We start from the raw sequence: 19,161 nt of genomic DNA, 5'->3' as shown, positions 1-19,161 counted from the left end.
AGGGTCGGGTCGTCGGTATTCGGGTGGCAACGGGGATACCGCTTCCATCTGTCCGCGAAGCACGGGGATCAAGGGGAGCATGGAGAAGCGGCTGGAATTCCGGATGCTGGGGCCACTCGAAGTACGGTTCGGGGACGCCCAGGTGCCTTTGGGAGGGCCACGGCACCGCACGATTCTCGCTCTGCTGCTCCTCAGTCCGGGCCGTGTCGTCCCGGTCGACTCCCTGATCGACTCGGTGTGGAACGAGCACCCGCCCGCGACGGCGCGCACCCAGGTCTCCATCTGCATCGCGGCGCTGCGCAAGGCGTTCAAGACCGCGGGCTGCCCCGAGGAGGTCATCGTCACGACGCATCCCGGGTACCTCCTGCGGCCGGACCGGCACACGCTGGACACGGCCGAGTTCACCGGGCTGGTCGCCAGGGCCGAGGCGGCGGTGCGCGACGAGCGGCTGCCGGAGGCGTCCCGCGCCTACGCGGACGCGCTGCGGCTGTGGCGCGGCCGCCCGCTGTCCGGTGTCATGGGCCTGCGCGTGGAGGACGAGGCCCGGCGGCTGGAGGAGCTGCGGCTCAACACCTTCGAGGACGCCACCGCCGTACGGCTGCAGCTCGGCGACCACCAGCGGGTCCTGCCCGACCTGGCGGCGATGGTCCGCAGCCATCCGCTGCGGGAGCGCGCCCGCCACCAGCTGATCACCGCGCAGTACCGTTCCGGCCGGCGGGCCGAGGCGCTGGAGACCTTCCAGGAGGGGCGGCGGTGGCTCATGGAGGAGCTCGGCATCGAGCCGGGCCCCGCCCTGACGGAGCTGCGCGACGCCATCCTGCAGGACGAGCGGTCGCTGTCGGTGCACGACCCGGACGGCGAGCCGGTGCCCCGGCCGAACCCCGGCGACCCGCTGGAGCTGCCGCCGGACGTGCCGAGGCTGGCCGGCCGCAAGGAGGAGCTGGCCCTGCTGGGCGAGCTGCTCGACACGAACGGCGCCACCCGGGGGCCGGCCACCGGCCTGATCACCGGCGTCGCCGGAGTCGGCAAGACGGGTCTGGCGATCCACTGGGCGCACGGTGTCGCGGAGTCCTTTCCCGACGGCCAGCTCTTCGCCGACCTGCACGGCTACGACGAGCATCTGGAGCCGACCGGCGCCGACGAGGTCCTCGGCCGCTTCCTGCGGTCCCTGTCCGTGCCCGCCGCCCAGATACCCGCGGAGCCGGAGGAGCGGGCCGCGCTCTACCGGAGCCTGCTCGCCGACCGGCGGGTGCTCGTCGTCCTGGACAACGTCCGCAGCTACGCGCAGGTGCGCCCGCTGCTGCCGAGCGGCGGCGGCTGCTGCGTGCTCGTCACGGGACGCGAGCAGATCCCGGAGCTGGTGGCCTGGCCGCCCCGGGCCTGGGTGCGGCTCGGGCCGCTCTCCACCTACGAGGCGGTGGAGCTGCTGGGCGGCATCGTGGGCGAGGAACGCGTCGCCCAGGCACCGGGCGCCGCCGCCACCCTGGCCGAGCTGTGCGACCTGCTGCCGCTGGCGCTGCGCATCGCCGGGGCCCGGCTCGCCTCGAAGCCGCACTGGACGGTGGAGCACCTGGTGCGCAGGCTCAGCGACGAGCGGCTCCGGCTGGACGAGCTGAGCCAGGGCGAGTCGCAGGTCAGGGCCAGCTTCGCGCTGACGTACCGGGGGCTGGCCCCCGAGACGGCGCGGCTCTACCGAAGACTCGGGCTGCTGGACGTGCCGGACTTCTCCTCCTGGGTGGCCGCCGCCCTGCTCGACACCGACCTCTACACGGGGGACCGTCTCATCGAGGAACTCGTCGACGCCCAGTTCCTCGACGTGGTCGGCCAGGACGCGTCCGGACACACCCGCTACCGCTTCCAGAACCTGCTGCGGCTGTTCGCCCGGGAGCGGGCCGAGGAGGAGAGCGCCGAGGAGCGGCACGCCGTCCTGGACCGCGTCTTCCGCACCTATCTGTTCCTCGCGTCCGAGGCCCACCGGCGGTCCTACGGCGGCGACTTCAGCATCATCCACGGCACGGTCGTCCCGCACCCGCTGCCGCGGGAGCTGACCGACGTGCTGCTGGCCCGGCCGCTGGACTGGCTGGAGGCCGAGCGGCTCTCGCTGACCGCGGTCGTCGCCCGGGCGGCCGCCGCGGGTCTGGACGAGCTCGCCTGGGACCTGACGCTCTCGGTCCTGGTCCTCTTCGAGACCCGCAACTACCTCGACGACTGGCGCGAGTGCGCGGAGCGCTCGCTGGCCGCGGCCCGCGCCGCGGACAACGCGCGGGGCGAGGCGGCCATGCTGCACGTCCTCGGCGCGCTGGAGATGCGCCAGCGGGACTTCACCACCGCCTACGACCTGTTCGCCCGGGCGCTCGACCTGCACGAGCGGGCCGGGGAGGAGCACGGCAGGGCCCTGGTGCTGCGGAACATGGCGATGATCGACGAGATGCGCGGCGAGCTGGAGACCGCGATGCGGTACAGCACGGCGGCGCTGGAGGTCTTCCGGGCGGTCGGCGACCGCTCCTCGGAGGCCCACGTGCTGAACAACATGGCGCAGATCCGCCTCGACCAGGACGACGTCGACGACGCGCAGCGGCTGAGCGAGGAGTCGGTGCGGGTGTCCATGGGGATCGGGGAGGGCGGCGCCCGCAGCCTGGCCCTGGGCACCCACCGGCTGGCCCGGGTCCATCTGGCCCGCCGGGAGTACGACCTGGCCGAGGAGGCCCTGCTCCGGGTGATCCACATCGTGCGGGGTCAGCTGGACATGCTGGGGCTGGCGCACGGGCTGCTGGCGCTCGGGGAGGCCCGGATGGGCGCCGGGCGGTGGCAGCAGGCGCGGGCCACGCTGCGGCAGGCCCTGGAGGCCGCCGCCCTGGCGGGCGGCGCGCTCGTCGAGGGCCGCATCAAGCTCGCCCTCGGCACGGCCGGCTGGAAATGCGGCGACCCCTTCGAGGCGCGACGCAATTTCCTGGGCGCGTTGGCGAATTTCGAGCGAATCGGCGTGGACGCCTGGATAAAGCGGACCCACGCCGCTCTCGCCGAACTTCCCGATGCGAACTGACAGGGAGAGAAAAAGAGGGCGGAAAAGCATTTCGATAATCAGAGGAAAACTCTCCGCACTAGCGTGTGGTTCACAGGATCCGATCCATGGGGGAAGAAAAATGATGGACATCCGCGTCACCCACCCGCACACCGCCCGGGCCACCGGCTCCGACGACGAGAGCTGGCACTGAGCCACCCACCGAGCCACACCGCGGCCCTGTCCCCGAGCCTGACTCGGGGACAGGGCCGCGTCGCGTCCGGGCCCGGCCGGTTCACCGGGCGGCCGGAGACCTCGGGTGGGTGCGGGGCGGGGCGGGCCGGGCGGCGGCGAAGAGCAGCACCAGTTCGTGGAAGCGGTAGAGGGGCCGCCCCCTCAGGTCCACGCCGCACAGGTCGAGCAGCGCACCGTCCACGAGTTGCTCCAGCCACTGTTCCGCGGTGGCCTCCGTCATACCGAGGGGGCCGGCCGCGCGATGCGCGGGGAACGGTTCGGTGCCGATGTCCGCGAGCCGGGCCAGTACCGCACGCGCCGGCGACGACAGGGCGTACAGCGACGGCAGCAGTGCGGCGGCCACGTCCAGCCCGCCGTGGGAGAGCTCCCGCAGCCGGTTCCCCGGGGCTGCCATCCGCTGGGCGAGACGGGCCACGGGCCAGAACGGGCGGGCGGTCAGGCGGCTCCCGACGATGCGCAGCGCGAGCGGCAGCCCGCCGCAGTAGCCGAGCAGGTCGTCCGTCGCGTCGGGTTCGGCGAGCAGACGGGACCGGCCCGTGGTGGCGGCCAGCAGGTCGAGCGCCGCAGGGTCACCGAGCGGTGCGAGGGCCGTGGTCCGCGCACCGGTGACCTGGGTGAGCCTGGTACGGCCGGTGATCAGCACCACGACGTCCGGCAGGCCGGCCAGCAGCGGGTCGAGCAGCCTTCCCTCGGCCGCCCCGTCCAGCACCACCAGCAGGCGGCGGCCCGTGGTGCGGGCGCGCAACAGCCGTACGAGGTCCTCGCACTGTCTGCGGTCGGCCCGCGCACCGGGGACGGCCGGCGTCGCGTCGGTCTCCTCCAGGGGTTCGCCGAGATCGCGCAGGATCCGGGCGAGGACGTCCTGGGGGCGGCGGGGACGTCCGTCCGCCTCGGACAGTTCGGCGAAGAGCCGGCCGTCGGGGAAGTCCTCGGGGGCGGCGTGTGCGACGTGCACGGCGAGGGCGGTCTTGCCGACGCCGGCCATGCCGGTGATCAGCAGATGGCGCGGGCCCCGTCCGGCCGCCGACTCCGCCAGTTGGGTGCGCAGCACCCGGGTCTCGCCGTCCCGGCCGATCAGCTCGTCGACGTCCGGCGGCAGGGTGGTCGGTGCGGCGAAGCCGGCCGCCGGCTCCCGCGCGGGCCGGGTGGCGCCTCCGGGGCCCGGCCCCTGGATGCCCTTCAGGACCGCCGCGTAGGTCGAGTCGAGCGCCTCGCCCGGGTCGATGCCCAGCTGGTCGGCCAGCAGGGTGCGGCCCTCGTAGTAGCTCTGCAGGGCGTCGCTCTGCCGGCCGCCCCGGTACAGGGCGGTCATCAGCTGTGCCCGCAACTTCTCCCGCAGCGGATGCCGGGCGACGAGGCCGGTGAGTTCGGCGGTGAGCTGCTCGTGCCGGCCGAGCGCCAGGTCGGCCTCGATGCGGCTCTCCAGCGCGTGCATCCGCGCCTCCTCCAACTGCGGCAGCTCCGCGTCGGCGAGGTGCTCGGTGACGTTGGCGAGGGCCGTGCCGCGCCAGTGGCCGAGCGCCTCGGCGAGCAGCGCCCCCGCCTCCCGGTGACGGCCCTGGGCGAGCGCGGCGCGCCCGAGCCGGTCCAGCCGCTCGAACTCCAGCAGGTCCACCGCGCTGTGCGGCGCCTGGAGCAGGTAGCCGGGCGGTCTGCGCTCGATGCACACCTCGTCGCCGAGGAGCTTGCGCAGCCGCGACATGTACGTGTAGATCTGCGCTCCGGACGTGGCCGGGGGTTCCCAGCCCCACAGCAGGAAGTTGAGTCTGCTGTCCGACACCACACGGCCCTTGGCGAGCAGCAGGGCCGCCAGTACCGTGTGGACCTTGGATCCGGAGAGCGGAATCCGTAAGCCGCCCCTGTGAGCTTCTACCGGGCCGAGGACTCGAAAGTCCATGCGACTCCCCCCGTTTGGCATGTACGAACGACGTGCTCGTGACAGAAGCTACGCGGGAGACCTATTCTCGCGTTATCCGTTCGGTAACACCACCGATTCGGCACGGTGACGTACGGGGCCGGCCGGTCGTCGCAGGTCAGTCGTCGCCGACGACCAGCTCGCGGCCGAGGGACGCGGCGACCGTCCTGTGCACGTGCTTGCCGCCGTCGCCGTTGGTCAGGACCACGCAGCCGCTGCCGGAGCGCAGCCGTACCGACACCAGCGCCCGGAATCCGGCGGTCTGCCCACCGTGGCCGAACTCCGGCTCCCCCAGGGACCCGTCGACGACCGTGCCCAGGCCGTAGAAGCTGCCGGGGAACGCCTCGGTGAGCATCTGCGTGGCGAGCGGGGCGGGCAGCAGGCCCGAGCAGCCCAGATGGGCCTGGCGGATCTCCGCGGCGAGCTGGGCGATGTCGGCGGCGGTGGACCACAGCCCGCTGCCGGCCCGCACCGGCCGCACCCGGAAGCCGTCGAGCAGCGGCCGGCCGTGCTGGTCGTGCCCCGAGGCCCAGTCGTCGCGGGCGTCGTGCTCGTCGCGGGCGTCGCCGGGCGGCGTGAAGGAGCTGTCCGTCATGGCGAGCGGTGCGAAGACCAGCTCCGTCGCGAGGTCCGCGAAGTCCTGCCCGGTGACGTCCTCGAGGAGCCGTTCGGCCAGCGCCCACTGGCTGCCCGCCTTGCGGAACCGGGTGCCCGGTTCGTGTTCCGCGCTCACCTCGTCGAGCACGGTGTCGAGCTTCGGCATCGGCTCGCCGGGACGCCACCAGGTCGGGGTGGCCCCGGAGAAACCCGCCGTGTTCGACAGCAGGTGGCGCAGGGTGACGGGGGCGCCGGTGGCGGTGCGGGGCGCGCGACGCCCGGCGAGGTACCGGTCCAGGTCCGCGTCGAGGTCCAGTACGCCCCGGGCGACGAGGCGCAGCGCGGCGAACGCGGTGACCTGCTTGCTGATGGACCCCGCCTGGAAGCGGGTGCGCAGCGTCACCGGGAGTCCGCTCTCCGCGGACCGCACCCCGTACGCCTGCACCCCCACCAGCCGGCCGTCCCGCAGCAGGGCGACCGCGGCGCCCGGCACGCGGTGCGTGGCCATCGTCCGGGTCGGGTCGGCGGTCCCGCCCGCCGGTGCCGTCCACGTCATCGCCGCTTCCTCACTCTCCGGTGTCCCTTCCGTCCCGGTGCCGTTCCCGTCGCCGGTCCCGTCCTCGGGCCCGTTCGGCGAGGCGCCGTCGAGGGCCTCCGCCAGGTCCTCGACGGTCTCGCTGTCCAGCAGCGTCCGCAGGGTCAGGTCCAGCCCGGCCCGCCGCGCGGCGGCCATCACGTGCACGATCCGCATGGAGTCGGCGCCCAGGTCCTGCAGCCGGTCCCGTACGCCGACGTCGGTCACGCCCAGCACCTGGGCGCAGATCTCCACCAGCCGCCGCTCGGTGGGGGTGCGCGGGGCCAGGTAGGCGCGGTCGCCGGCGAGTGCGGCCCGGCCGGGCACGGGCAACGCCGCCCGGTCGACCTTGCCGGCCGGGTTCAGCGGCAGCTCCGGCAGCGGGACGACGGCGGCGGGCACCATGTACGGCGGCAGGGTGGCGGCCAGCCGGTCCCGCAGCGCCGCCGGGTCCGGGTCCTGCCCGTCGGCGCCGACCACGTAGGCCACCAGCCACTTCTCGCCCTGGTCGTCGTCCCTGGCCACCACGGCTGCGTCACGGACCTCCGGTCCGCCGCGCAGCACCTCCTCGATCTCGCCGAGCTCGATGCGGAAGCCGCGGATCTTGACCTGGTTGTCGACGCGCCCGAGGCACTCCAGCTGCCCGTCGGTCCGGAACCTGGCCAGGTCACCCGTGCGGTACATACGGGAGCCGGGGGGCCCGCCGTACGGCTCCGGAAGGAAACGCTCCGCGGTGAGGTCCGGCCGCCCCGCATAGCCGCGGGCCGTCCCCGCGCCCGCCACGTACAGCTCACCGGTCACGCCTACCGGCACCGGTCGCTGCGCCGCGTCGAGCACGTAGGCGCGGTAGTTGGGCAGCGGCCGACCGATCGGCACCGACGGCGTGTCCGGCACCAGGTCGGTGCCGGTGCACCAGACGGTCGCCTCGGTGGGCCCGTACAGGTTGCTGAGCCGGTCGACGCGGCCCACGAGGTCACGGGCCAGGCCGGGCGGACACTCCTCCCCGGTGGTGACGGCGGTGACCGGCAGCCGGTCCATCCCGGCGGCCAGCAGGAGCTTCCAGCCGGCCGGCGTGGCCTGCACATGGGTGACCCCGGCGCGCTCGACGAGCCGCAGCTGCGCGGCCGGGTCGCGGGCCTCGGCGTCGTCGGCGAGCACCACCCGGCCGCCGGTGACCAGCGGCAGGTACAGCTCTGCGGTGGACACGTCGAAGGCGAGCGAGGTGGCGGCCAGCCAGCGGTGCTCCGGCTGCGAACGGTGCCACCGCCGCATCGAGAAGAGCAGGTTGAGCAGCGCGTACTGGCCGATCTGCACCCCCTTGGGCCGGCCCGTGGAGCCGGACGTGAAGAGGGTGTACGCCAGCCGGTGCGTGCGCGCGGGATCGTCCGGGTCGCGGTCCCCGGACCGGTCGGGCGGGGTCACGGGACAGGCCGAGAGCCGTTCGCGCTCCCGGTCCAGGTCCAGGATCTCCCCCCGGTACGCGGAGCCGAGCAGCGCGGCGCTGCCGCCGTGCGCCACGGTCAGCCGCGCCCCCGCCGTGTCCAGCATGTACCGCAGCCGCTCGGCGGGGAGCCCGGTGTCCAGCGGCAGATGGGATCCGCCCGCCTTCCAGATGCCGAGCAGCACCGGCAGGGTGTCGGGGCCCCGGCGCAGCAGCACCCCGACCACCGACTCGGGCCCCACCCCGGCCTCCCGCAGCCGGTGGGCGACGCGGTTGGCCTGTTCGTCGAGCTGCCGGTACGTGACCGTCTGGTCGCCGGCCTGTACGGCGACGGCGTCGGGGGTGGCCGCGGCCTGCCCCTCGATCACCTCGTGGACGTAGCGTCTCATCCCCACTCCACCTCGGTGTCGTTGAAGTCGTCCAGGACCTGGGCCAGCTCCGTCACCGACAGCAGCGAGGCGGCCACGTCGCCGTCCGGGTCGGCGGCCATCGCGTCCAGCACCGCCCGGTACATGCCGGCCACGCGCTCCGCGTTGGCCCGGTCGAGCCCGGTGCTGACGGCGCGCAGCACGAGCCGGCCCGGCACGTTGGCCACGGACAGCGTGAACTCGTTGGAGCTGTCCCCGGCGCCCGCCTGCACGTCCACCGCGCTGCCGGCGGTCTGGTGGAAGTCCTGGTAGCGGTACATCACGTCGAACAGGCGTCGGCCGCCCGCCAGTTGCTGCACCGCGGGCAGCGGGTACCGGCGGTGCGGGTACACCTCGGCCTCCCGGTCGAAGACCTGGCGCACCAGCTCGCGCCAGGTGCGCGCGGTCCGGTCGTGCGCGAAGGGCAGCGTGTTGAGGTACATCCCGAACACCCGCTCGGCGCCCGGCGCTTCGGGCCGGGCACTGTATACGACGCCGGTGTGGAAGGCGTCCTCCCCGGTGACCGTGCTGAGCACCTTGAGGTGGGTGGCGAGCAGGACCGCCTTGAAGGACGTGTCGGTGGACCTGGCCAGCTCGCGCAGCGCCGGCTCGATGTCGCGGAAGTCCACGGACAGCTTGAAGTCCTCCCGCGGGGCGCCGTTCCCCGCCCCCCACTCCTGCGGCAGCCGGCACGGCGCGTACCGGTCGACGACGCCCTGCCAGTAGGACCGGTCCTCGCCGGAGGCGAGGGACTCCTGCTCGGCGGCGATGAAGTCGGCGTAGCGCACGGCCACCGGCTCCGGCTCCTCGGGCGTGGCGCCGGACGCGTACGCCTGGTACAGGTCGAGGACCTCACGCAGCAGCGACTGCTGGCTCCAGCCCTCCGTGATGGCGTGGCAGTGGGTGAAGCCGAGGTGCCAGGCCTCCTCCGACTCGACCAGGGCGGCGAACCGCAGCAGCGGTGGCCGGTCCAGGTCGAACAGCACGGACCGTTCGGCGGCGATGTGCTCCTGCCGCGCTCCGGCGAACCCCTCCGTGTCCGTGCCGCGCAGATCCCGCACGGTGACCTGCGGCTCGGCCGCCGGGTGCACCAGCTGCAGCGGCACCGAGTAGGCCTCCAGGTCGAAGGAGGTCCGCAGCATCTCGTGCCGCTCGACCACGGTGCGGGCCGCCCGGCGAAGGGCCTCGGCGTCGAAGGGGCGCCCGTCGTTGATCCGGAAGGTCGCCGTGTTGTGGTACTTGTTCAGCCCGTCGCCCGCGAGCATCTCGACCAGCATGCCGAGCTGCACCTTGGCGACCGGGTACGCGTCCACGATCCCGTCCGGGAGGCGGTTCCGGTCCTCGTCGCCGATCAGGGCGAAGGGTTCCACCGCCCGGTGGCCGTCGACGGGTTCGCCGTCGGTGAGCGTGGCCGCGAGGTTGGCGACGGTCCGGTGCTGGAAGACGTCCCGGACGGCGGCTTCGAAGCCCTCCGCGCGCAGGGCGCCGACCAGGGCGATCGCCTTGATCGAGTGACCGCCGAGGTCGAAGAAGTTGTCCTCGACCCCGACCCGCTCGACGCCCAGCACCTTGCTCCAGACCGCGGCGATGCGCTCCTCGGTGGGGGTGCGCGGGGCGACATAGGAGTCGCCGGCGGTCTCGTCGGGGTCGGGCAGGGCACGACGGTCCAGCTTGCCGTTGGCGGTCAGCGGCAGCGCGTCCAGCTGCACGTAGAGGGACGGGATCATGTACTCCGGCAGCACCTCGGCCAGATCCGGCACCTCACCCACGACGTAGGCGACCAGCCGCTGGTCCTGCGAGACGACCACCGCCGCGTCCGTCACCTCCGGACGCGCGATCAACGCCGCACGCACCTCACCCAGCTCGATGCGATAACCACGGACCTTGACCTGATCATCGATCCGGCCCAGGAACTCCACCGCACCGTCCGACCGCCACCGCGCCAGATCCCCCGTACGGTACATCCGGCTCCCCACCGGCCCGTACGGATCCGGCAGGAACTTCTCGGCCGTGCGACCGGGATCCCCCGCATAACCACGGGCCACGCCCGCACCACCGACGAACAGCTCACCCACCGCACCCACCGGCACCGGCCGCAGGCCACCGTCCAGAACACGCATGGTCATGTTCGGCAGCGGACGCCCGATCGGCACCACACCCTCGAACGCCTCCACCAGCGGATACACGCAGGTGCCCACGGTCGTCTCGGTCGGCCCGTACTCGTTGAGGACCGCCCCGTCCCCCAGGACCTGACGCCACCGCTCCACCAGAGCACCCGGCAGCGCCTCACCGGCCACCACCACCCGCCCCGCCAACGCGGCGATCTCGTCGTCCGACAACTGACCCGAGAGGACTTCCAGATGCCCGGGGGTCATCTTCATGAAGGAGAACGGGCCCGCCGCGTTCAACGCCGACCCCAGATCGGTCAGTTCACCGTCGAACAGCCAGGTGCGCTGCCCGGCCGCCAGCGGCGCCCACACGTTCGGCACCACCAGGTCGAACGCCACCGACGAGAACACCGGCGCACCACCCGACCCGGCCGACGCCAGCTCCCGCACCGCCCAGTCCACATGGTTGACCAGACTCCGGTGCGACACCTGCACCCCCTTGGGCCGGCCCGTCGAACCCGACGTGAACACCGTGTACGCCACACCGTCCAGGTCCACCCGGACCTCCGGCGCGGTCTCCGGCAGATGCGACAGATCCCCGTCGACCCGCACCACCGGCACCTCGAACCGGTCCGCATACGCCTGCGAGGTCACCGCCACCGCCACACCGGCATCCGCGACCATCCCCGCGACCCGGCCCACCGGCAGCACCGGATCCATCGGCACATACCCCGCACCCGCACGCCACACCGCCAGCAACGCCACCACCAGATCCACCGAACGATCCAGCAGCACCGCCACCGACGACTCACGGCCCACACCCGCCCCGCGCAACGCATGCGCCAGACGATTCACCCGCACATCCAACTCCGCGAACGACAAGACCTCACCACCCGACGCGACCGCCACCGCATCCGGCCGCTCGGCCGCCCACCGCGCGACCAGCTCCGGAACCGAGCGATCCGGCACCGACACCACCGAGTCGTTCCAGGTCATGAGCACGCGCTCGAGCTCGCCCTGCGGCAGGAAAGCCTCCCGCGCGTCGCCGTCCACATCCGCGGCCATCGACTCCAGAACCGCCCGGTACATCGCCGCCAGCCGGTCCACCGCCGCCCGGCCCAGCACGGCCGGGTCGGCCGTGAGCAGCAGTCCGCTGCCGCGGGCGGCGACCGCCAGGCCGAACTCCGTGGCGCCCTCGCCGTCGCCGGAGTCCGCATCGACGAGATCGCTGTCGGCCTGGGCGTCGGAGAGGTCGAGGTAGCTGAAGCGGACGTCGAGGAGACGCGTACCGTCTCCCAGCTCGCGCTGCATCACCGGCATCGGGAAGCGGCGGTGCGGCCAGAGGTCGGCCTCCTGGTCGAAGACCTGGCGCACCAGCTCGCGCCAGGTACGGGCGCCGCGCCGGTGCGCGAACGGCACCGTGTTGAGGTACATGCCGTAGACCCGCTCGGCACCCTCGACCTCGGGGCGGCCGCTGGAGACGAGACCGGTGCAGAAGGCGTCCTCGACGGTGAGCGCGCTCATCACCTTGAGGTGCGCGGCGTGCAGAACCGCCTTGAGCGAGGTGCCCGTCGTGCGCGCCGCGGACCGCAGTGCCGTGGTGAGGTCGCCGAGGGGCACCTGCACGGTCACCGCGCGGTCGCCGGGCTCGGCGTCGCCCCAGCCGGCCGGCAGCTCGAACCTGGCGTGGTCGGTGAGGACGTTCCGCCAGTAGGCGCGGTCCTCCTCCGAGTCGAGGGACGCCTGCTCCGCCGCCACGAAGTCCGCGTACCGGACGTCGGGGATGTCGACCGCGCGCAGCCGCTCGCCGGCGCGCAAGCGCAGGTAGCCCTCGACGATGTCGCTGAGCAGGGTGCGGTGGCTCCAGCCCTCCGTGATCGGGTGGCAGACGCTGACCGAGAGCCACCACGCCTCGTCGGACTCGACCAACGCCGACACCCTGAGCAGGGGCGCCCGGTCGAGCGCGAAGGCGGTGGCCCGCTCGTTCACGATGTGCGCCCGGCGTGCCTCCGCCTGCTGTGCGGGGCTCATGCCGCGCAGGTCGTGCACGGTGACGGGGAGGTCGGCCGTGGCGTGGATCAGTTGCAGTGGCACCGAGAAGGCGTCGAGCTCGAAGGAGGCCCGCAGCATCTCGTGGCGCTCCACCACTGCCTGTCCCGCGCGGCGCAGGGCGTCCGCCTCGAACGGGCGGCCGTCGTTGATGCGGAACGTCGTGGTGTTGTGGTACTTGTTCCGCCCGTCGTCCGCGAGCATCTCGACCAGCATGCCGAGCTGGACCTGCGCCAACGGATAGGCGTCCACGATCCCTTCCGGCAGCCGGCTCCGGTCCTCGTCGCCGATCAGAGCGAAGGGGGCGACGAGCGCCTCCCCCGCACCGTCTGCTTCGCTGCTGGTGAGGGTGGCGGCCAGACCCGCGACGGTCCGGTGCTGGAAGACGTCCCGGACGGCGGCTTCGAAGCCCTCCGCGCGCAGGGCGCCGACCAGGGCGATCGCCTTGATCGAGTGACCGCCGAGGTCGAAGAAGTTGTCCTCGACCCCGACCCGCTCGACGCCCAGCACCTTGCTCCAGACCGCGGCGATGCGTTCCTCGGTGGGGGTGCGCGGGGCGACGTAGGAGTCGCCGGCGGTCTCGTCGGGGTCGGGCAGGGCACGACGGTCCAGCTTGCCGTTGGCGGTCAGCGGCAGCGCGTCCAGCTGCACGTACACCGACGGGATCATGTACTCCGGCAGCACCTCGGCCAGATCCGGCACCTCACCCACGACGTAGGCGACCAGCCGCTGGTCCTGCGAGACGACCACCGCCGCGTCCGTCACCTCCGGACGCGCGATCAACGCCGCACGCACCTCACCCAGCTCGATGCGATAACCACGGACCTTGACCTGATCATCGATCCGGCCCAGGAACTCCACCGCACCGTCCGACCGCCACCGCGCCAGATCCCCCGTGCGATACATCCGGCTCCCCGCCGGCCCGTACGGATCCGGCAGGAAACGGTCCGCGGTACGCGCCGGATCGCCCACGTAGCCACGGGCCACACCCGCACCGCCGACGAACAGCTCACCCACCGCACCCACCGGCACCGGCCGCAGGCCACCGTCCAGGACACGCATGGTCATGTTCGGCAGCGGACGCCCGATCGGCACCACCCCGTCCACGGCCTCCACCAGCGGATACACACACGTACCCACCGTCGTCTCGGTCGGCCCGTACTCGTTGAGGACCGCCCCGTCCCCCATGACCTGACGCCACCGATCCACCAGAGCACCCGGCAGCGCCTCACCGGCCACGACGACCCGGCCCGCCAGCGCGGCGATCTCGTCGTCGGTGAGCTGACCGGACAGCACCTCCAGATGCCCGGGCGTCATCTTCATGAAGGAGAACGGACGAGCCTCCGACAACGCCTCACCGAGACCGGTCAGTTCACCGTCGAACAGCCAGGTGCGCTGCCCGGCCGCCAGCGGCGCCCACACGTTCGGCACCACCAGGTCGAACGCCACCGACGAGAACACCGGCGCACCACCCGACCCGGCCGACGCCAGCTCCCGCACCGCCCAGTCCACATGGTTGACCAGACTCCGGTGCGACACCTGCACCCCCTTGGGCCGGCCCGTCGAACCCGACGTGAACACCGTGTACGCCACACCGTCCAGATCCACCTCCACAGCGGGTGACGAATCCGGGAACTCGGACAGCGCCGGGTCGTCGACCCGCACCACCGGCACCTCGAACCGGTCCGCATACGCCTGCGAGGTCACCGCCACCGCCACACCGGCATCCGCGACCATCCCCGCGACCCGGCCCACCGGCAGCACCGGATCCATCGGCACATACCCCGCACCCGCACGCCACACCGCCAGCAACGCCACCACCAGATCCACCGAACGATCCAGCAGCACCGCCACCGACGACTCACGGCCCACACCCGCCCCGCGCAACGCATGCGCCAGACGATTCACCCGCACATCCAACTCCGCGAACGACAAGACCTCACCACCCGACACGACCGCCACCGCATCCGGCCGCTCGGCCACCCACCGCGCGACCAGCTCCGGAACCGAGCGATCCGGCACCGACACCACCGAGTCGTTCCAGGTCATGAGCACGCGCTCGAGCTCGCCCTGCGGCAGGAAGGCCTCCCGCGCGTCGCCGTCCACATCCGCGGCCATCGACTCCAGAACCGCCCGGTACATCGCCGCCAGCCGGTCCACCGCCGCCCGGCCGAAGTAGTGCCGCTGGGCGGTGATCACCATGAAGCCGGCCCGGGTGGAGACACCGAGCGGGAACTCCGTGGGGCTGTCGTCGATCGTGGCCGGGTAGTCGACGAGGTCCTGGTCGACCTGGCGGAAGTTCTGGTAGCTGAAGCGGACGTTGACGAGGCGTTCGGTGCCGGCCAGCTCGCGCTGCATGGCACCGAGGGGGTAGCGGCGGTGCGGCCAGACCTCGATCTCCTGGTCGAAGACCTGGCGCACCAGCTCGCGCCAGGTGCGGGCGCCGCGCCGGTGCGCGAACGGCAGCGGGTTGAGGTAGACACCGTAGACCCGTTCCGCGCCGGCCGCCTCGGGGCGGGCGTTGGTGACGAGGCCGGTGAAGAAGGCCTCCTCGGGGGTCAGCTGACTCATCACCTTCAGGTGCGCGGCGTGCAGCACGCTCTTGATGGGCACCTTGGCCTGGGTGGCGAGGGTGCGCAGGCCGGCCTCGAGGTCGTGGTAGGGCACCCAGGAGCGGTTGAGGCCGCGCGGTGTGGTGGCGGGGTCGTCGCCGAGGCCGGAGGGGATCTCGAAGGGCGCGTGGCCGTCGAGGATGCCCCGCCAGTAGGCACGGTCGTCGTCGGAGGCGAGGGACTCCAGTTCGGCGGCGACGAAGTCCGCGTACCGGATGTCGGGGGTGTCCGGGTCCGGGAGGGGCTCGCCGCCGCGCAGGGCGTGGTAGGTGGTGACGAGCTCCATCAGGAGGGAGTGGTGACTCCATCCTTCGAGGACGGCGTGGCATTCGGTGAGGGTCAGCCACCAGGAGCCGTCGTCGCAGGCGTGGCCGGTGAAGCGGATCAGCGGGGCGCGGGTCAGGTCGAAGAGGCGGGTGCGCTCCTCGGCCATGTAGGCGCGCAGCGAGCGCTCGACGGTGTCGGCGTCCAGGCCGGTGAGGTCCCGCGTGACGACGGGCGAGGTCACGTCGGCGGCGGGGTGCACCAGCTGGAGGGGGACGGAGTAGCCCTCGACGGCGAAGGAGGAGCGGAGGATCTCGTGCCGGGCCAGGACGGTGTCGACGGTCCGCTGGAGGACGTCGGGGTCGAGGGGCCGGTCGTCGAGGATCCGGAAGCAGGTGGAGTTGTGGTAGTGGTTGCGGCCGTCGTCGGCGAGCATCTCGACGACCATGCCGAGCTGCACCTGTGCCAGCGGATAGGCGTCCACCAGGCCGTCGGGGAGCCGGCCGCGGTCGTCGTCGCCGATCAGGGCGAACGGGGCGACGGGCGGCCGGGGGGAGGCGGGGGCGGGGCGGCCGGTGACGAAGGCGACGAGTTCGGCGGGCGTGCGGTGCTCGAAGACGTCGCGGACGGTGACGTCGTACTCGCTGCCGCGGAGCGCGCCGACGAGGGCTACGGCGCGCAGCGAGTCGCCGCCCAGGTCGAAGAAGTTGTCCTCGACGCCGACGGTCTCCACTCCGAGGACTTCGCGCCAGACGGCGACCATCTCCTCCTCGGCGGGCGTGCGGGGCGCGACGTGCGCGGCCTCGACGCCGAGGGCGCCGCGGTCGGGGGCCGGGAGGGCCGCCTGGTCGAGCTTGCCGTTGACGGTGAGCGGGATGCGGCCGACGACGAGGAACGCGGCCGGGATCATGTAGTCGGGCAGGCTGCGGGCGAGCAGGGCACGCAGTTCGCTGGGTGCGGCGACGGCGTCGCCGGTGGGCACGACGTAGGCGATGAGACGGCGGTCGCCGGGGGTGTCCTCGCGGGCGACGACGACGGCGTCGCGGACACGCGGGTGCGTGGTGAGCGCGGCCTTGATCTCGCCGAGTTCGATGCGGTGGCCGCGGATCTTGACCTGGTGGTCGATGCGGCCCAGGTAGTCGAGGCCGCCGTCGGGCCGGCGGGAGGCGAGGTCGCCGCTGCGGTAGAGGCGGGTGCCGGGCGTGCCGTAGGGGTCGGGTACGAAGCGCTCAGCGGTGAGGGCGGGCCGGCCCAGGTACATGAGGGCGACGCCGGGGCCGCCGACGTGGATCTCGCCGGGCACGCCGACGGGCACGAGTTCGCCGTGCGGGCCGAGCAGGTGTACCTGGAGGTCGCGCAGCGGCACGCCGACCGGGTTGCCGGTCTCGGCGGCCAGGTCGGCCTCGGTGACGCGGTGGAACGTGGTGTGCACGCAGGTCTCGGTGATGCCGTACAGGTTGGCGAGGGCGGTGACGTCGAGGCCGCGGCGCTCCACCCAGGGCCGCAGCGCGGGAACGTCGAGCCGCTCGCCGCCGAACGAGACGACGCGCAGGGCGAGTTCGTCGATCAGGGGGTTTCCGTCGGCGGCCAGGGCGACCAGGCCGCGGAAGGCGGACGGGGTCTGGTTGAGGACGGTGACCCGCTCGTCGGCGAGGAGGCGCAGGAAGTCCTCCGGGGAGCGGGACACGTCCGGCGGTACGACGACGAGCCGGGCGCCGTGGACGAGGGCGCCCCAGATCTCCCACACCGACATGTCGAAGGCGTACGAGTGGAAGAGGGTCCACACGTCGTCCGCGTCGAAGCCGAAGTGTTCCTCGGTGGCGGTGAACAGGCGCAGCACGTTGGTGTGGCTGAGGCCGACGCCCTTGGGACGGCCGGTGGAGCCGGAGGTGTAGATCGTGTAGATCAGGTCGTCCGGGGTGGCGCCGGAGTCCGGGTCGTGACCGGGTGCGGCGGCCAGCGCGGCGGCCTCGTCCGGGTCGTCGAGGACGACGAGCCGGCCCTCGGCGGCGTCGCGCAGGTGGGCGGCGTGGCCGGTGGAGGTGACGACGAGGTCGGCGCCCGCGTCGCGGAGGGTGTAGGCGATGCGGTCGGTGGGGTGCTCGGGGTCCAGGGGCAGGTAGCCGGCGCCGGACTTGAGGACGCCGAGCAGGGCGGGCACCAGGTGCGGGCCGCGGTCGAGACCGACGCCGACGAGGCGGCCGGGGCCGGCGCCCAGGGTCCGCAGGTGGTGGGCGAGGCGGTTGGCGCGGGTGTTGAGTTCGGCGTAGGTGAGGCGTTCGGTGCCGCAGACGACGGCGACGGCGTCGGGGGTGGCGGCGGCGCGTTCCTCGACGAGCTGGTGGACGCAGCGGGTGGGCGCGTCGAAGGTGTGGACCTCGGGCAGCAGGACGGCCAGGTCGGTCTCGTCGAGCATGTCCAGCCGGGACAGGCGACGGTCGGGGTCGGCGGCGGCGGAGGCCAGGAGCCGGACCAGGTGGCGGGCCATGCGCTCGACGGTGGTCCGGTCGTACAGGGCCGTGCTGTACTCCAGGGTGCCGGTGACGGAACCGTCGTCGCTCTCCCGCAGCTGGAGGGTGAGGTCGAAGCGGGAGACCCGGGAGGTCGCGGTCAGGGGCTCGGTGTCGACGCCGGGCAGGGTGAAGCCGGTGGTGCGTTCGCGGTGCATGGTGAAGGCCACCTGGCACAGCGGGGTGCGGGACATGTCCCGGACCGGGGCCAGCTCGTCCACGAGGCGGGCGAAGGGGAACTCCTGGTGGTCGAAGGCGTCCAGGACGGTTTCCCGGGCGCCGGTGAGGAGCTGCCGGAAGGTGGGGTCGCCCTGCCACCGGCCGCGCAGGACCAGGGTGTTGATGCCGTAGCCGATGAGCCCTTCCAGCTCGGGCCGGTTGCGGCCGGAGACCACGGTGCCCACGGCGATGTCGTCGCGGCCGGTGTAGCGGGAGAGCAGGCCCTGGTAGCCGGCGAGGAGGGTGTGGAAGAGGGTCGCGCCGTGCGCGGCGCCCAGGTCGCGCAGCCGGCCGGCGAGCGGCGCCGGCAGGTGGACGGGAACGGCGTCCCCGGCGTAGGAGCGGGTGGAGGGGCGCCGCCGGTCGGTGGGCACCTCCAGCGGGGTGAGGCCGGCGAGGCGTTCGCGCCAGTGGTCGAGCTGCCGGTCGAGTTCCCCGGAGTCGAGGCGGCGGCGCTGCCAGGCCGCGTAGTCGGCGTACTGGACCGGGAGCGGGGCCAGGGGTGAGGGCTCATCGTGGCCGAACGCCTCGTAGAGGGCGGCGAGTTCGCCGAGGAACACGCCGACGGACCATTCGTCGCAGGCCACGTGGTGGAAGACCACGACCAGCAGGTGGTCGTCCTCCTCGACGCGGATCAGCCGCGCCCGCAGCGGGGCTCCGTCGGCCAGGTCGAAGGGGCGGCCCGGCTCGGCCTCGGCCAGCTCGCGGGCCCGCTCCTGGCGTTCGGCGGCGGTGCCGTGGCCGGTGAGGTCGTCGACGGGCAGGTCGAAGGGGCCGGGAGGGTCGATCAGCTGGACCGGCTCGGTGCCGTCCAGGCGGTAGCGGGTGCGCAGGATCTCGTGGCGTGCCACCAGCTCCTCGAAGCCGCGGCGCAGCAGGCCGGCGGAGAGCCGCCCGCGCAGCCGGAGCGCCACGGGGACGCTGTACTCCCAGCTGCCCGGGTCGAGCCTGCTGAGGAACCACATCTGCTGCTGCCCGTGGGAGAGGGCCAGCCGCCCGTCGCGGTCGACCGGGGTGACGGCGGCCCGCCGGCCGCCGCGTCCCCCGGCGAGTCTGGCTCGCACCAGTTCCTCGCGCCTGCTGTCGACCGATCCACTGCCGTCGACCGGTCCAGTGCTGTCGACCGGTCCAGTGCCGTCGACCGGTCCAGTGCCGTCGACCTGTCCACCCGTGCGGACTTCGCCCGTAGTCATGCTGAGCGCCCCTCCC

At 73.1% G+C, this 19,161-nt stretch carries 4 protein-coding genes; 1 reads left to right on the top strand and 3 read right to left on the bottom strand.

Annotated features, from left to right (window positions below; translation table 11 throughout):
* The first annotated feature begins 79 nt into the window (after window positions 1-79).
* A complete protein-coding gene (locus tag ACIRFH_RS26340; protein ID WP_403525552.1) occupies window positions 80-3,043 on the top strand; it encodes an AfsR/SARP family transcriptional regulator in 2,964 nt (987 codons plus the stop codon).
* A gap of 253 nt (window positions 3,044-3,296) precedes the next feature.
* On the opposite strand, the gene ACIRFH_RS26335 is transcribed toward ACIRFH_RS26340, so the two are convergent.
* The 3 genes from ACIRFH_RS26335 to ACIRFH_RS26325 all read right to left on the bottom strand — a co-directional run bounded on the left by ACIRFH_RS26335 (window position 3,297) and on the right by ACIRFH_RS26325 (window position 19,145).
* Window positions 3,297-5,153 (bottom strand): BTAD domain-containing putative transcriptional regulator, encoded by a 1,857-nt coding sequence (locus tag ACIRFH_RS26335; protein ID WP_403525549.1) that lies wholly within the window; start codon window positions 5,151-5,153, stop codon window positions 3,297-3,299.
* Window positions 5,154-5,289: 136 nt separating this feature from the next.
* Window positions 5,290-8,172 carry an amino acid adenylation domain-containing protein gene (locus ACIRFH_RS26330; protein ID WP_403525546.1) on the bottom strand — a complete coding sequence of 961 codons (2,883 nt, stop codon included), beginning with the start codon at window positions 8,170-8,172 and terminating at the stop codon, window positions 5,290-5,292.
* On the bottom strand, window positions 8,169-19,145 hold the full coding sequence (locus ACIRFH_RS26325) for an amino acid adenylation domain-containing protein (RefSeq protein ID WP_403525543.1): 10,977 nt from the start codon (window positions 19,143-19,145) through the stop codon (window positions 8,169-8,171). Before ACIRFH_RS26325 ends, ACIRFH_RS26330 begins: the two co-directional genes overlap by 4 nt.
* Between the last annotated feature and the right edge of the window lie 16 nt (window positions 19,146-19,161).

The sequence above is a fragment of the Streptomyces sp. NPDC093586 genome (genome assembly GCF_044764905.1).
In the GTDB taxonomy this organism is placed as follows: Bacteria; Actinomycetota; Actinomycetes; order Streptomycetales; family Streptomycetaceae; genus Streptomyces.
The sequence above is the reverse complement of the archived record's forward strand: the minus strand, read 5'-3'. Positions and strand labels throughout refer to the sequence as shown.

Bases quoted from the DNA above. Each gene is read 5' to 3' on its own strand.
- ACIRFH_RS26335 (WP_403525549.1), bottom strand. From the start codon at position 5,153: ATGGACTTTCGAGTCCTCGGCCCGGTAGAAGCTCACAGGGGCGGCTTA.
- ACIRFH_RS26330 (WP_403525546.1), bottom strand. From the start codon at position 8,172: ATGAGACGCTACGTCCACGAGGTGATCGAGGGGCAGGCCGCGGCCACC.
- ACIRFH_RS26340 (WP_403525552.1), top strand. From the start codon at position 80: ATGGAGAAGCGGCTGGAATTCCGGATGCTGGGGCCACTCGAAGTACGG.
- ACIRFH_RS26325 (WP_403525543.1), bottom strand. From the start codon at position 19,145: ATGACTACGGGCGAAGTCCGCACGGGTGGACAGGTCGACGGCACTGGA.